The organism is Helcococcus sueciensis DSM 17243 (assembly GCF_000423145.1).
Classification (GTDB): Bacteria; Bacillota; Clostridia; order Tissierellales; family Peptoniphilaceae; genus Helcococcus; species Helcococcus sueciensis.
This window is the reverse complement of sequence record NZ_AUHK01000011.1, coordinates 1-15077: the sequence shown is the minus strand read 5'-3', so window position 1 is coordinate 15077 and position 15077 is coordinate 1. Positions and strand designations below refer to the sequence as shown.

Annotated in this window: 14 protein-coding genes; 2 read left to right on the top strand and 12 right to left on the bottom strand. The window is 28.6% G+C overall.

What is annotated here, in order from left to right:
- Positions 1-10 precede the first annotated feature (10 nt).
- From prmC to G534_RS0104270, 6 genes are all read right to left on the bottom strand, one after another.
- On the bottom strand, positions 11-808 hold the full coding sequence (gene prmC, locus G534_RS0104295; protein ID WP_034595973.1) for a peptide chain release factor N(5)-glutamine methyltransferase: 798 nt from the start codon (positions 806-808) through the stop codon (positions 11-13).
- The gene (locus G534_RS0104290; protein WP_051177419.1) at positions 798-1697 is read right to left on the bottom strand and encodes a DUF1385 domain-containing protein; all 900 of its coding nucleotides are present in this window, start codon (positions 1695-1697) and stop codon (positions 798-800) included. Before G534_RS0104290 ends, prmC begins: the two co-directional genes overlap by 11 nt.
- A 114-nt stretch (positions 1698-1811) precedes the next feature.
- Positions 1812-3341, bottom strand: a complete 1530-nt coding sequence (gene ahpF, locus G534_RS0104285) for an alkyl hydroperoxide reductase subunit F (protein ID WP_027348033.1) — start codon at positions 3339-3341, stop codon at positions 1812-1814.
- A complete protein-coding gene (gene ahpC, locus G534_RS0104280; protein ID WP_027348032.1) occupies positions 3341-3907 on the bottom strand; it encodes an alkyl hydroperoxide reductase subunit C in 567 nt (188 codons plus the stop codon). The genes ahpF and ahpC overlap by 1 nt, the downstream gene beginning before the upstream one ends.
- 158 nt (positions 3908-4065) lie before the next feature.
- Positions 4066-4269, bottom strand: coding sequence for a 50S ribosomal protein L31 (gene rpmE / locus G534_RS0104275; RefSeq protein WP_027348031.1), 204 nt, complete (start codon positions 4267-4269; stop codon positions 4066-4068).
- A gap of 117 nt (positions 4270-4386) precedes the next feature.
- The gene (locus G534_RS0104270; protein ID WP_027348030.1) at positions 4387-5427 is read right to left on the bottom strand and encodes a threonine aldolase family protein; all 1041 of its coding nucleotides are present in this window, start codon (positions 5425-5427) and stop codon (positions 4387-4389) included.
- 141 nt (positions 5428-5568) lie between these two features.
- On the opposite strand from G534_RS0104270, the gene G534_RS08415 reads away from it, so the two are divergent.
- Positions 5569-6804 carry a CapA family protein gene (locus tag G534_RS08415; protein ID WP_027348029.1) on the top strand — a complete coding sequence of 412 codons (1236 nt, stop codon included), beginning with the start codon at positions 5569-5571 and terminating at the stop codon, positions 6802-6804.
- Between the two features lie 58 nt (positions 6805-6862).
- Here G534_RS08415 and G534_RS0104260 read toward each other — a convergent pair whose 3' ends face one another.
- Genes G534_RS0104260 through G534_RS0104240 form a run of 5 tightly spaced genes read right to left on the bottom strand, consistent with a single transcriptional unit; the run spans position 6863 to position 12336 of the window.
- Complete coding sequence (locus G534_RS0104260) at positions 6863-8029, bottom strand: iron-containing alcohol dehydrogenase (protein ID WP_027348028.1); 1167 nt, start codon at positions 8027-8029, stop codon at positions 6863-6865.
- A gap of 16 nt (positions 8030-8045) precedes the next feature.
- The gene (locus G534_RS0104255; RefSeq protein ID WP_027348027.1) at positions 8046-8723 is read right to left on the bottom strand and encodes a class II aldolase/adducin family protein; all 678 of its coding nucleotides are present in this window, start codon (positions 8721-8723) and stop codon (positions 8046-8048) included.
- Between the two features lie 30 nt (positions 8724-8753).
- A complete protein-coding gene (locus tag G534_RS0104250) occupies positions 8754-9800 on the bottom strand; it encodes an S-methyl-5-thioribose-1-phosphate isomerase (protein WP_027348026.1) in 1047 nt (348 codons plus the stop codon).
- A gap of 4 nt (positions 9801-9804) precedes the next feature.
- The gene (gene mtnK, locus G534_RS0104245) at positions 9805-11007 is read right to left on the bottom strand and encodes an S-methyl-5-thioribose kinase (RefSeq protein WP_027348025.1); all 1203 of its coding nucleotides are present in this window, start codon (positions 11005-11007) and stop codon (positions 9805-9807) included.
- 15 nt (positions 11008-11022) lie between these two features.
- Complete coding sequence (locus G534_RS0104240) at positions 11023-12336, bottom strand: Na+/H+ antiporter NhaC family protein (protein ID WP_027348024.1); 1314 nt, start codon at positions 12334-12336, stop codon at positions 11023-11025.
- A gap of 254 nt (positions 12337-12590) precedes the next feature.
- Here G534_RS0104240 and G534_RS0104235 point away from each other — a divergent pair, with 254 nt between their 5' ends.
- Positions 12591-13367 (top strand): DeoR/GlpR family DNA-binding transcription regulator, encoded by a 777-nt coding sequence (locus G534_RS0104235; protein ID WP_027348023.1) that lies wholly within the window; start codon positions 12591-12593, stop codon positions 13365-13367.
- 24 nt (positions 13368-13391) lie between these two features.
- On the opposite strand, the gene G534_RS0104230 is transcribed toward G534_RS0104235, so the two are convergent.
- Positions 13392-14753, bottom strand: coding sequence for an O-antigen ligase family protein (locus G534_RS0104230; protein WP_027348022.1), 1362 nt, complete (start codon positions 14751-14753; stop codon positions 13392-13394).
- Positions 14754-15077: the final 324 nt, after the last annotated feature.

The window sequence follows — 15077 nt, the reverse complement described above, 5'->3', positions numbered from 1 at the left end:
TATGTAAAATCTAACTCAATCTCGCAATTACTATCCTATCTTTATTTCCATAGTCTTTTTTTATTTCAATATTACTAAATCCGTTTTTTTCTAATAACTCTTTTAATATATTCCCTTGTTCAAATCCTATCTCAAAAATTAAAAATCCATTTTTATTAAGTCTATATTTTGAATCTTGAATAATTCTTTCATATATTTCATATCCTTTGACACCTGATACAAGTGCATTCTTAGGCTCATGATAAAGGAGTTTATCGACTTCTAAATATTCTTTTTCTGTTAAATATGGAGGATTTGAAACTATTATGTCAAACTTTTTTTGCTCCGGGATTTCATTGAATATATCTGATAAATAAAAATTAATTTTAGCACCAAATTTTTCGCAATTTCTTTTTGCAATATTTAAAGCTTCTTTTGAAATATCACTAGCATAAATCATAGCCTTTGATTCAAGTGCAAGTGTAATAGCAATAGCTCCACTTCCGGTTCCTATATCCAAAATACTTTTATTTTCCAAATCTAATGTTAAAACTTCATCTACAAGTAATTCTGTTTCTGGTCTTGGAATCAATACATTTCCATCTATGCTAAAATCTCTTCCATAAAAATTCCATTTACCAATAGCGTATTGAATCGGAATTCCTATTTCTATTTTTTCTTGAATTTCATTAAATTTATTGTATTCCTCATGATTTAATTCTCTATTTTGATTCAAAAATATTTGACTATTAGTATAATCAAACATATATTGAAAAATAATTTTTGCAAATGGCCTATTTAATAAATCTTTTATTTTTTTACCACTCATCTGCATCCTCATCTTCAGGTATTACCATCTTCATAGCTTCAATAGCTACTTCAATCATATCATCTGTCGGTTCTTTAACTGTTCCTATATATTGAACAAAAAGTCCTGGCTTAGCAAGTATTTTTGATAAAACTGAATCTGATCCCCCCATCCATCTATTTAATTCATAAGTAATTCCAACTAATATTGGGATTATTAGAATTCTTGTAATTACTCTAACTATAGGATTTGGCCATCCAAATAACGATAGTGCTAATGCTGACAATATAACCATATTAAACATAAAACTTGTTCCACATCTTGGATGTAATTTTGAATGTTTCTTAACATTTTCTACAGTCAATTCTTCTCCATGTTCATAACAAGCAATAGTTTTATGTTCTGCTCCATGATATTCAAAAACTCTTTTTATATCTTTAATTTGAGATATTGACATTACATATATTAGGAAAAATATAACTCTTACTAGACCTTCTATTAAATTCAATGCAAATATTGATTTTATATTTTCTCTAAACAAATTTGAAAACCATGTAGGAATATAGAAAAACGCAACAAAAAACAAAACGATTATAAAAAATGAAACTATACTATAAAAGATTGATTGTAATTTAGTTTCTTTTTTTTCATCTTCTTCTTGAAAACTAAGTGAATAGTCGATTGCTTTAGTACCATTTCTAAAAGCATCATAAAGTGCACCAATTCCTCTGAAAAATGGCAATTTAAATATTTTATATTTTTTACTTAACTCAATTCTATCAATTATTTTTTCTTGTAATTCTCCATTTGGTTTTCTGACAACTATTGAAGTTTGATAAGGTCCCTTCATCAAAATCCCTTCAAATAAAGCTTGTCCACCAATAGAAGTTTTCTTTATTTCTTTATTCATAATTCACCTCTAATAAAGAATATTATAGCTATTTGTAGGAATTATGGCAATTAAGATTTTTATTAAAAAAAATGATGTTAAAGGAATTATCCTAAAACATCATTTCATTATTTTTTATTCTGCTCTCAGTAAATAATTATAAGCTCCTAATGCAGCTGTCGCTCCAGAACCTGAAGCTATAACTATTTGTTTGAAATATACATCTGTACAGTCTCCTGCAGCATATATACCTTCAATATTTGTAGCTCCTTGATTGTCAATAACTATTTCGCCACGTTTATTGGTTTCAATTTTATCTCCAATCCATTTTGTATTTGGAACTAATCCAACTTGAATAAAGCAACCTTGAATATCTCTTATGCTTTCTTCATCATTTTCCATATTAATATATTGAATTTGTTCAAGATGATCTGAGCCTAGCAATGCTTTAGTATTTGTATTTAATAATATTTCTACATTGTCAAGCTCTCTTAATCTATCTTGGAGAACTTCATCTGCTGTTAATTTTGGTCCGTATTGTATTAGTATAACTTTCTTAGCTATCCCTGCTAAATCAAGTGCTGATTCAACACCTGAATTACCTCCTCCAATTACTGCTACAGTTTTATCTTTGAATAGAGGTCCATCACAGTGAACACAATAAGCGACACCCTTGTTTTTGAATTCAGTTTCTCCAGGAATTCCAATTAGTCTCCAACTTGCACCTGTAGCTATTACTACTGTCTTAGCTTTTATAGTATCTCCATTATCTAGTGTAACTTCTACAAGATTGTCGACTCTATCAATTTTAGTTGCTGTGTATTTTTCAAACACTTCAACAGGATAGGATAGCACATGGGCTTTTGCTTCTTCCATAAATTTTGGACCTTCAGTTGATTGAAGACTCAAAATATTATTAATTTCTAGAGTATCATTTACTTGACCACCAAATTTATCAGCAAGTAGAGCTGTCTTTATTCCTTTACGTACGGAATAAATAGCAGCCATCATAGCAGCTGGACCTCCACCTATTACTAATGAGTCAAATACTCCCTTATCTGATAGACTTTCTCTTGAATCTTCACCTTTAACTAAATCAACGATTTCTTCTATTGTTTTTTTACCACCAAAGAATTCTTCACCATTTAGGAATACTGTTGGCACAGCCATTATTCCTCTTTTTTCAGTTAATTCTTGGAAGGTACCACCTTCAATCATTGTGTTTTGAATTTTAGGATTCAAAACTGACATTATATTTAATGATTGAACCACTTCTGGACAATTATGGCATGTCAAAGATACAAAGGTTTCAAATGAAAGTTCTTTATCTATTGATTTTATTCTATCTCTTAATTTGTCATCGATTTTTGGAGCTCTTCCGCCTATTTGTAAAAGAGCGATTACAAATGACTCAAATTCATGACCCATTGGTGTACCAGCAAATGTCACTCCTTGTCTATCTTGAGATACAAGTGAAAATGATGGTATCAAATCCAATTTATCTTCTTTTACTATAATTTTATCTGAAAGTGATTGTACATCTGATACAAATTCTTTTAACTCTTTTGATTTCTCACTTTCATCAATAGAAAGTAGAAACGTTACTGGATTTTCTAAAAGAGCCATGTATTGAGAAAGTTGTCCTTTTAGTTGTTCATTTAACATTAAATTTTACCTACTAAGTCTAATCCTGGTGTTAATGTTTCTCCTGTTTCTTTCCATTTAGCAGGACATGCTTCACCTGGGTTTTTTCTTACATATTGTGCTGCTTTAATCTTTGGAATTAAAGCTGAAGCATCTCTACCAATACCATCTGCATTAATTTCTAAAGCTTGGATAACTCCGTCTGGATCTATAATAAATGTTCCTCTTTGAGATAATCCATTTTCATCTAATACATCAAATTGTGTGCTTAGTAAATGACCTGGATCAGCAATCATTGTGTATTCAATTTTACTAATTGCGTCTGAATGATCATGCCATGCTTTGTGTACAAAATGAGTATCTGTAGAAGCTGAATAAACTTCAACTCCTAAATCTTTTAATTCACTATAATGTTCTTGTAAATCTTCTAATTCTGTAGGACATACAAATGAAAAGTCTGCTGGATAAAAGCATAATACTGTCCATTGTCCCTTAAAATCTTCGTTTGTTACTTTTACAAACTTTTCTTCTTTTGGATTATATGCATCTAAATTAAATTCTTGCATTTCTTTTCCTACTAATGACATAATTCCCCCTTTTATTAATATCACTTAATTTTAAATTACCATTTTGTATATTTTATAGTTATATATAAATATACCCGGTGATTTAAGTATAATCCATACTAAAATTTATTTCAAACAAAAAAACGAGCAGTTCCCTGCTCGCATTAAACTTCGATAAATTAGTCGATGTTGTATTTTTGTTTGAATTTTTCTACTCTACCACCACGTTCTGCAGTTCTTTGTTTACCTGTATAGAAAGGATGACAATTTGAACAAACTTCTACTTTGATTTCTTCAACTGTTGATGTAGTAGTAAAAGTGGTTCCACATGATTGGCATGTAACTGTTGCTTCATATGTTTTTGGATGTAAATCTGCTTTCATATTCTCACCTCTTTCACTTTTTTATTAGTTTTAACCTTGTAATTATAGCATATAAAATGCATAAAATCAATATAATCAAGATTTTTTCAGTAAATATATAATACAATAATTGTTCTTCTATTGCAAATTATTTACTATATCTTTGTATACTTTAATGAATTCTTCAACTTCTTCCTTAGTCGTAGCCCAGCTTGTAACCAATCTAATCACAAAATTATCATCCACTACATTTACAGTTTCAAATATAACTTTTTCTTTAATTCCACTATATATATCTTTACTCATTAAAACAAAAGTTTGATTAGAATGTGATTCTGTATAAAATTTAGCGCCCAGTTTTGAAAGTCCATCTCTTAATAAATCAGACATTTCATTTGCTTTTCTACCATTTCTTTCATATAAATCATCTTGAAACATTCTTTCAAATTGTATACCTAATATCCATCCTTTAGCTAGTATTCCACCTCTTTGTTTAGATATATATCCAATATCTTCTTTTAATTTATTGTTTAATATAACGAGGGCTTCACCGAATAATGCTCCATTTTTATTTCCGCCTATATAAAATGCATCCGTATATTTCCCATAAACTTCTAAATCAGCATCTGTGCAAGCTATACCACTTGCTAGTCTTGCTCCATCTACAAATAAATATAATCCATATTTTTCACAAACTTCTTTTAAGGCTATTATCTCAGTCTTTGAATATGCAGTACCCAGTTCAGTAGTTTGAGAAATATATATCAACTTTGGTTTGACCTCTAAAATTCCTGCATTACTCCATGAATCTTTTTCCATTTGATTGATGATATGCTCAGGATATAATTTACCATCCGCAGTATCTATCGCAATACATTTATGTCCTGTTGCTTCAATAGCTCCAGTTTCATGAACATTGATATGTCCAGTTGCTGGAGTAATCACTGCTTCATGAGGTCTCAAAAAAGCTGATATTGCTATTAAATTCGTCTGTGTTCCAGCCATTAAAAATTGAACTTCTGCTGTATTATCTCTAACTCTTTCTCTTATTAGTTTTATTGCATTTTTTGTATGCCTATCATTAAGATATCCTGGATATTTTTCATTTACACTATTATTCAATACTTCCATAATCTCTGGACATGCTGTTAAACTATAATCATTTAAAAAATTAATCATTTATTATTACCTTCTTTAGTTCCTTAGAAATTATTCTCAATAAAGTATAATATATATTTTTCAAAGATTCAATTATCATAACCGAATTTAATTGTAACTAGAATTGTAAATATATGATAGAATAATTGAAAGGAGATATAAATGAAAGATAATATTAAAATAAATATTTTAGGAGATTTAATGTGCGATAATGCACTACTAAAAGCTGCTAAAACTGAAACAGGTTATGATTTCACCGATGTATTTATTAATATAAAAAAATATCTTGATAATGCAGATCTTACAATAGCAAACTTTGAAACTGTAATGACCGGTAAGGAGCCATATAGAGCATATAGTGCAAAGTTTAATACACCTGATGAATTTGCTATCTCCGCAAAAAAAGCTGGTGTAGATGTAATGATTACAGCAAATAACCATGCTATGGATCAAGAAATTGAAGGTCTTGTACGTACTAAGAAAAAACTTGAAGAAATTGGATTTAAAGTTTTTGGTACTCTGGATAATAGAAAACCTATGATATTAAATGTAAATGATGTAAATATAGGATTGTTAGCATATACAGAACCTCTAAATTTTAGAACTCAAAAAGATTTTAAAGGTATAAATATAGACGAATATATTAATTTACTTGCCCCAATACCTACAATGAGAGAATTTAGACAAGATGAAAGATCTATGTATACAGGCATCAAAGGTGCTATTAGATACTATGTACGAAGAATAATCAAGACAAAACCTCTTATGCCAATAAAAACTCAAATTGATCTTTATAGAATTAGAAAAGTTGGTGTTTCACTAGGGTCAAGAACAGATATTTTAAGAGAAAGACATAAGGACCCTAAATATCTTCAAATGCTAACTGATGAAGTTAATTATGCAAATAAAAATAGTGATGTAACTTTGGTATTTCCTCATGCTGGTGGACAAATAAACGAAAAACCTGGTCCATATATAAAATTTTTAAAAGATTTTTTTAAAGGAATAGGAGCCAAAAATGTCATATTTAATCACCCTCATGTAATCCAAGAAGCTTCTTATGATGGAGATTTCTTGTATACAGCTTCAATAGGTAGTGTGTCACATACTCCCGATGGTGAATATAGGGACAATCCACTTATGCCATATTATTCAATGATGTTAAATATATATATTGATAGAGAAACCAAAGAAATCTCAGATGTAACATATTCAATATTAAGAGCGATTGCAGATGAGAGAAGATATGTATATGTATACAATATTAAAGATCTATGGGATGAAAGAGAAGATTTAAGAGAGCAATTAGAAGAAGATTCTAAAAAACTATATAAAACAATTCATAATAAAGATGTGCCAAATGATTATTTACCAATACTAGAAGAATTTAAATTGTAAAAAAAAGGTTCAACGAAATAGGAAAATACCTAAGAATATCGTTGAACCTTTTAATTTATTATCTTGCAATATTTAACACTTCTACAAATTTTTCAATATCTAATGGATAATAATGTCCTACAGTAGTTTCTCCATCATTCGTCGCTCTCTTAGCCATTTCATAAAAATGTTCATCACCAATATTAAATTCACTTAATTTGGTTCTTAACCCTAATTTTTTATAAAATTCTTCAAACTTATCAGCAAGTAGTGAAGCCATTTCTTCTAGACTATAATTATAATAATCTATACCAAATAATCTATTGGACAATTGAGCTAATTTTTCTGGATTTTTATCAGAAACATATCTCATATAAGCTACAATTACAGTTGCCATTCCTTCCCCGTGAACAATATCATATTGAGCACTTAATTCATGTTCAACCCTATGAGAAGCCCAATCAGATTCTCTTCCAGTATCTAATAAATTATTGTGTGCGATAGATGCTAACCATTGTATTTCAGCTCTTGCATTGATATCATGTAAGTCTTTCATTAATTTATCCGCATTTAGTAACAATGCTTTTAATGCACCTTCTATTAAATAATCTGTAGTATCGACATTTTTAGTATTAGTAAAATATCTTTCAAGTAAATGAGTAGATATATCAGCAATACCTACAAATGTATGGTATTTTGGTATATTTAATGTGTATTGAGGATTCATCACAGCAAATACTGGAATTAATTTATTATGCTCATATCCTTTCTTAAATAAACCATTATTAATTATTGTTGCATTTGAAGTCTCAGAACCGCTTGAAGGAATTGTTGATATAACTCCTACTTCTACAACTTCATCCAGAGAAGCTTTACCCTCAAAAAAATCCCAGACATCATTGTGATAATTAATCCCCATAGATACTGCTTTTGCAGTATCTACAGCACTTCCTCCACCTACAGTAAGTATAAAATCAATCTCATTTTCTCTAGAAATATTTATTAATTTCCTAACCAGTTCAATTCTTGGATTTGGGACTACTTCATCATTTTCTGTGAATTTAATATTTAATTCTTCACACATTTTTTTTATTTTATCATAAATACCTAAATTTTTTACATATTCTCCACCATAAATAAATAATAGGGATTTTATAGATTTTTCCTTCAGAATATTTTTTATTTCTTCATATGGATTATTACCAAAAATTATTTTTGATGGATTATAGTATTGAAAATCTTTCACTTATTTCTCCTTCATTTTATCCAAAATAACTATTTTTTTCGTTAAGTTCTGAATTTTGACCATATGTTTTAAATTTCTCTTCAACCTCTATAATCTGATTATCAGATAAATAATTCGGAGTTCCTACACTCAATGCCCTCCATTGAATTTCTGCAACCCATTCACATGTTGAAGCCAAACCAAATGCTGATTTTAGATTATCTCCACATGCAACCATACCATGATTGGCTAATAAGCAAGCATTGCTTTTCCCTATTGTATTAACAACGGATATAGCTAAATCTTCAGATCCATATATCCTATAAGGAGCGACCGGAACTTCTGCCGATCCACAATCAGCAATGACATAATGAACTGATTTTATCGGCATATTTAACGTTGAAAGAACTGTACAAAACATAGAATGTGTATGAACAACAGAATTCGCTTCAGGTTTTGACTTATATATAGCTATATGTAAATCACTTTCGCTAGACGGTTTTCTATTACCCTCTATAATATTTTTATCCAAATCTATTACAACTACGTCTTCAGGAATTATCTCTTCATAATTCATTCCTGACGGACTTATCGCAATATATCCATTTTTTCTATCAAATATACTAATATTTCCTGAAGTCCCCTTCGTCAATCCACTTTCTAACATTTTTTTTAAGTAATCTGCTATTTCTTTTCTTTCTTTTTCTAGTATCATAATTATTTCCTTATTTTCTTTTAAAATATATTAATTATATTCTGATAAATTGTATGGCGTAAATATTCCCTTATCCGTAACTATTCCTGTAATTAAATCAGGTGATGTAATATCAAAAGCTGGGTAATACCCTTTAACTCCATCCATTGTGATTCTTTGACCCAAAGATTCTAAAACTTGATTAGGATCTCTTTCCTCAATTGTTACCGTCTCAATAGTTTCATGCTTTTCATCAGGAGTTCCTGTTACATAATAAGGAATATTAAAATGTTTTGCAGCCAATGCTATCTGAAATGTGCCAACTTTATTTATTACATATCCATCCATTGTAATAACATCAGATGCTGAAGTAAATAAATCAATTTTTTTAGTTTTCATTGTATATGCAGGCATATTATCTGATATAACTGTAACATCAAATCCCATATCCTTTGCTACACTTGCTGTTAATCTAGCTCCTTGATAGTATGGTCTCGTTTCAGCGCAATAAAGTTTAATGTGTTTATTCATTTTTTTACATTCTCTAAGCATAGTTCCAACAACTGTCCCTGCAAAACATTGAGTCATTATTGAACCTTCATCGGGTATAATTTCAGCTAAATTTTTACCGATTATCGAATATTTTTTATAATTATTATTTACATAGTTATATGCATATTCAAAAAGTTTATCTACAGTTTCTTGTCTTTCTAAACTAGAATTAATACATTCTTTCAATACATCAAGAGAACCATTTACTATACCTGACATCTGCGCAGAAGTAGTTGGTCTAGCATTAGATAATTCAAATGCAGCATTTTCCATAAATGGATAAATCTCGTCCTTTTTCAAATTCTCTGTTTCATGATATGCCAAAACCATTCCCATAGCTGCAGCAGTATATGGTCCTTCAGACTGAGTAACCATATCTTTTATAGATTTTGCAACATCTTTATAGCTATCACATATAACGTGTTCAACTCTAATTGGATAAATTCTTCTATCTAATATTCTTACTTTACCATTTTCATACCAAGCAACATTTTCAAATTTTAGCATATAGGCTAAATCATAATCTTGTCTATCGTTAAGTTGCATTTTATTATTTTGCCACCTTTCTAAATTCTTCTATTAATTCAGATCCTGTACTGTAAGATTCTCTGTTCTTGATAAATTTAATGCCTAAATTTATCAATGTTTGTTCTAATTTTATTCTAATATTTTTATCATGAACATCAGATATTTCCATTACTTTAGAGTCTCCAACGGTTCTTCTTATTATTTCAGTTCCAGCATAACCTGCCGAATCAGCCATAACTTGACTCAAATATTTATGCATGAATAATTCATTATATATTGGAAAATCAATTTTTTCTTTATAAGTCAATTCAAATTTTTTCTTAAATAAATCATATATATCTACTATTGTTTTTTCTATCCAATAAATAAAATCAGTATTATAACTTTCTGTATAATATTTATTAGCCAAACTAAAAAATAGATTTCCAATTACATTACCTATATCATATCCCATAGGTCCATAGAACGCGAATTCAGGATCTATAACTTTCAGTCCATTTTCATTTATAAAAATAGAACCAGAATGTAAATCTCCATGAATTAAAGATTGAGCATTATTCATAAAATTATTTCTTAATAAACCGACTTCACATTTTAACTGTTCATCTTTATATAAATTTTCTTTGACGAACTCTTCTATCCCTTCTGTTAAAATATTTCTATTTTTATAATCATAATATGGTTCTGTAAATACTAAGTCTTCAGATATATCGCATAAGTCTATATTAACAAATTCTTTAACCTTATTTTTCTTTTCATGTCTATCATAGTATAAATCTGTAGTTAATAATAAAGTATTTACTAAAAATGTAGATATATCATCAGCCAATTTAGGAAATATTTTAGAATTCTTTAACTCTTTTCTTAAATTTTTGTATTCAGAAATATCTTCCATAACTAATGCATACATATTTTCGTTATAGTCATAAATTTCTGGAACAAAACCTGGTGCAAGTTCAGATTCTATCTTTAATATTTCGGCCTCTATTTTATTTCTATTCAAGTCTAAAGGTCTACCTGAAGATCTTAGAAGCTTATCAGCTTGTTTTACTACTAATGATTTATTATTCGATTTATCATATACTTTAAATACATAATTAATATTTCCATCACCGATTTCTTCAGCTACTAAATTATTCTCGTCTTCAAAATAATCCAAAGAATCTATTATATATTGCTTAACAGTATTAGTATCCATTAGAAAATGTTCACTATATTTTTTCATATTTCCCTCATTCTATTACTTTTTACTTTTACTTCCTACACCTAATATTATAAATAATACACCAAATACTATCATTAAAATTGAGTACCATACATATGGAATTATTGAAACTGGTGAAATTTGAGCCATTGCACCTGCTACTAATAATTGCCCTGCATAAGGTGTTAATCCATTAAATGCTGATGAGAAAATATCTAGTATACTAGCCATTCTTCTTGGTTGAATGTCATATTTTTCAGATATATCTTTTGCAATTGGTCCAGACGCTATAATAGCTAGCGTATTATTTGTAGTAGCAACGTCTACAAGTGATACTAATGCTGCTACACTCAATTCAGCACCTTTTTTGGATTTTGTATTTTTGGATAATTTGTTCAATAGCCAATCAATACCACCTAGGTATTTCATCATTGCTATTACACCACCTACAAATATTGCTATTATAGCCATATCTTGCATCCAAGTCATACCTTCATGAATTTTCCCGAAAGATTCTACAAATGTAAAATCTCCATGCGCTATTCCTATCACAACTCCAGATAAAATTGAAATTCCCATAGCTGGTAATACATGCAATCCTAATAATGATAATGTAATAATTAAAATATATGGAATAAGATTAATTAAATTTATTGATTCCTCAACAGTAATCGCTGCAGCATCAATTGGCCAAAACATTAATCCGATAACAGTTATAACAAATGCTGGTAGAACCATTATGATATTAGCTTTAAATTTATCTTTCATTGGAACTCCTTGTGTTGTTGTAGCTGCAATTGTTGTATCAGAAATAAATGATAAATTGTCTCCAAACATAGCTCCACCTACTACAATACCTGCAACTAAAGGTAAGCTAACTCCTGTTTTTTGAGAAATACTTATCGCTATTGGCATCAACGCAGATACTGTACCCATTGATGTTCCCATTGAAAAACTTAATACACATCCGATTATAAATAGACCTGGTAAAATCAGTCGTGCTGGTAAAATAGAAATACCTAAATTTGTAACAGTATCAGTTGCATGCATAGCTCCTGCAATTCCATAGAATGCTCCAGCTAGCATATATATTATAACCATTAATATTAATGTATTATCTCCACCACCTGTACAGAAAATTTCTACCTTTTCTGCAAATGTTTTCTTTTCAGCAACTGGACTTGTAATTACAAATGAAATTACTGAGGCGACAAACATACCTATTAATAACGGAAAATTATCAAAACTACCTGTTCCTATACCCATCGCAAAATATATTAATAAAAATGATAATAATGGTATAAATCCGACAAAACTACCTTTTTTTTGAATGTTTTCATCTTTCTTCATTGCATTTCTCCTATTTTTTTATATGTATTTTACTTAGCTAAGTTTCAAGTTTATATTACAACATTATTCAACATTTTCCAATAAGAAAACGATATCTTTTTAGATTAAAAGTTAGTAATTGTTGTATTTTGTGGTTTTAATATGTTGTTTTTTGTTGATATTGCCGCATCTATTTGAAATACAATTATTTATTATATATAATTAAAAAGTGTTAAATTATTTTAAAATATTACATTTTATCAGGAGAATATTGTATGTTAAAAATAGATAGACAAAAATTTTTAGAAAATGAATTAAAAACATATGGAAGTATTATAATTTCTGAAGTAAGTAAGAAAATAGGAGTATCAGAGGAAACTATACGTAGAGACTTAAAAGAAATGGAGAAAAAAAACGTATTAAAAAGAATTCATGGAGGAGCTTATTTGCCTGACATAGAGGACAAAGGAGCGCCTTCTAAACTTAGAGAAACTTTCTTATCTAATACTAAGAATAATATATCAAAATATGTAATTAAAAATTTAATCAATGATAAAGATTCAATAATTCTAGATTCTAGTACAACTTGTGTTAGTCTAGCTAAAATGATCTTAGCAGAGGACCTTAATATTACAATAATTACGAACTCTCTAAAGATAATGATGCTTTTTGAAGAAAAAAATACAAATACCAAATTAATTTCAATAGGTGGCGACTTTAGAAATAGATCTTGCTCATTTACCGGATATCAATCTACACAAGCAATATCTAATTATGTAGCAGACAAAAGCTTTATAAGCTGTTCCGCCATTAGTAAAAATCATGGATTATTAGATAATAGTCAAGCTGAATCTCAAATTAGAAAATATTTTATAAAACATTCTATAGTACGCTATCTCTTGATAGATCACACAAAATTTGATGATATTGCTGATTATATAATTAATCCTCTAAATGTAATTAATGAAATAATCACTAATAAAAAACCTAATGAAGAGTGGATTGATGTCTTAAATTCATTAAATATTAAAGTCAAATGGATTGATGAATAAAAAAAAAATAATGAACCGCTAAAACTAGCAGTTCATTATTTTTTTTAATTTTCTATATAATTTATAAAACCAATAATCTTCTTTATTCATCAAAACAATTGAAATACCTATTAACGTCCATAAATAAAAGGCCATCCAAAACGAAAGTGATGTCATATGCAATGCTGCTGTTGCTAAAAATGAGAAATAAATTACTAAAATAAAACTTTTCTTTTGATTTAACATAAATATAAGTGTATTTAGTAAATATATAGCTAGCGGAATCCCCAATATAATTCCAAGATTACTCCATACTTCTAAAAAGAAATTATGACTAAATCCTACATGATGAACTGGAAATACACATTGTCTGTCGCCATATGCTCCCAAACCTAATATAGGGCTAGAACTTATGCATCTCATTGACGCCTTAGTTATTCTATCTCTTCCATTCTTTTCTAAAATATTACCTGTTTCAAATAAGTTTAGATTTCTTGACTCTTCAGATTGTATATTCTCTCCTCCTATATTTATATCTCCTGATTTTTCATAATATAAAGAATGAAATACAAATATAATAATAAATGTTAGAGTTAATATCAAACCTAAAAAACTTACTCTTTTCATATCTTTTATATTTTCGTGTCTTGATTTATTTTTAATAATATTAATCAAAGTATATATAAAATATAAAAATACAAACATCAGTGGTAGTACAAGAGACATCCTATTCCCAGCCTCTATAATTCCCATATATCCTAGAACAATTGGTATAATAAATATTTTTTTCTTAGTAAATATATAAAATGCAGAAAAAATATTTACCATTAAAGCTACATTGAATCCAAATGTTAAACTATAGTTAATCTTGATTTCTTCCCCAATATAGTTTGTTGTAGTCCAATAACCTCTGATAGATGCAGCTATATACTGCAATAAGCTTAATCCACCTATTAATATCGCCGTAAATAAAAAAGTATAATACAAATAGGATTTATCTTTTTTATCATAAAGCAGAGTTATGAACAATATAGCAAACACTCCCCCTGATGGTAGAAAAACTCTATCTACACCATACATATCTATAAAATAATATTTTATAATATTAGGATTAAAAATCATTGTAATTCCAAAATATATTATCATAGATATATATATTATTAAAAATGGTTTTATTTTATTTACTCTCTTTATAGACAATGGTAATGCAAATAGAAGAGGCATAGTTGATTTTAGCATTATAGAAGCATCATGGTTAAACCCAATCATCTTAAAAATTCTAACAAATAATGCAGTATTAAAATCATTAGCAAAAAATAAAACAGATCCAATACATGCTAATAATTTATATAATTCTTCTTTATCATTGTTTACTTTTGATAAATATTCCCTTATGGAAATTAACATATATACTCCTTGTATAATGAACACATAGTAATTAGTGTTCTTTTTTTCTTTTTACTATATGATAAGTATAGGCTTGTGGATTGGTTATCACTCCTATAGCTTTGACTATTTTATTAAGGCTCCAACCACAATTCTATGTTTATTTGTTTATGAGTTAGATAACGCTATGACGTTTTATCTCGAGCAAGGTTACGATACATAGATTTTTGTGGATAACCACAGCCAATTTATTTGAAAGGATGGTTTTTATGTTTCTTGTTGGTATCGATGTTGCTAAAGATAAGCATGATTGTTTTATTTGTGATTCTGAGGGTAATGTGCTTA

What these genes read in the sequence shown, in the direction of transcription:
- prmC (WP_034595973.1), bottom strand. Translation starts at nt 808, where the DNA reads ATGAGTGGTAAAAAAATAAAAGATTTATTAAATAGGCCATTTGCAAAA.
- G534_RS0104290 (WP_051177419.1), bottom strand. Translation starts at nt 1,697, where the DNA reads ATGAATAAAGAAATAAAGAAAACTTCTATTGGTGGACAAGCTTTATTT.
- ahpF (WP_027348033.1), bottom strand. Translation starts at nt 3,341, where the DNA reads ATGTTAAATGAACAACTAAAAGGACAACTTTCTCAATACATGGCTCTT.
- ahpC (WP_027348032.1), bottom strand. Translation starts at nt 3,907, where the DNA reads ATGTCATTAGTAGGAAAAGAAATGCAAGAATTTAATTTAGATGCATAT.
- rpmE (WP_027348031.1), bottom strand. Translation starts at nt 4,269, where the DNA reads ATGAAAGCAGATTTACATCCAAAAACATATGAAGCAACAGTTACATGC.
- G534_RS0104270 (WP_027348030.1), bottom strand. Translation starts at nt 5,427, where the DNA reads ATGATTAATTTTTTAAATGATTATAGTTTAACAGCATGTCCAGAGATT.
- G534_RS08415 (WP_027348029.1), top strand. Translation starts at nt 5,569, where the DNA reads ATGAAAGATAATATTAAAATAAATATTTTAGGAGATTTAATGTGCGAT.
- G534_RS0104255 (WP_027348027.1), bottom strand. Translation starts at nt 8,723, where the DNA reads ATGATACTAGAAAAAGAAAGAAAAGAAATAGCAGATTACTTAAAAAAA.
- G534_RS0104250 (WP_027348026.1), bottom strand. Translation starts at nt 9,800, where the DNA reads ATGCAACTTAACGATAGACAAGATTATGATTTAGCCTATATGCTAAAA.
- mtnK (WP_027348025.1), bottom strand. Translation starts at nt 11,007, where the DNA reads ATGAAAAAATATAGTGAACATTTTCTAATGGATACTAATACTGTTAAG.
- G534_RS0104240 (WP_027348024.1), bottom strand. Translation starts at nt 12,336, where the DNA reads ATGAAGAAAGATGAAAACATTCAAAAAAAAGGTAGTTTTGTCGGATTT.
- G534_RS0104235 (WP_027348023.1), top strand. Translation starts at nt 12,591, where the DNA reads ATGTTAAAAATAGATAGACAAAAATTTTTAGAAAATGAATTAAAAACA.
- G534_RS0104230 (WP_027348022.1), bottom strand. Translation starts at nt 14,753, where the DNA reads ATGTTAATTTCCATAAGGGAATATTTATCAAAAGTAAACAATGATAAA.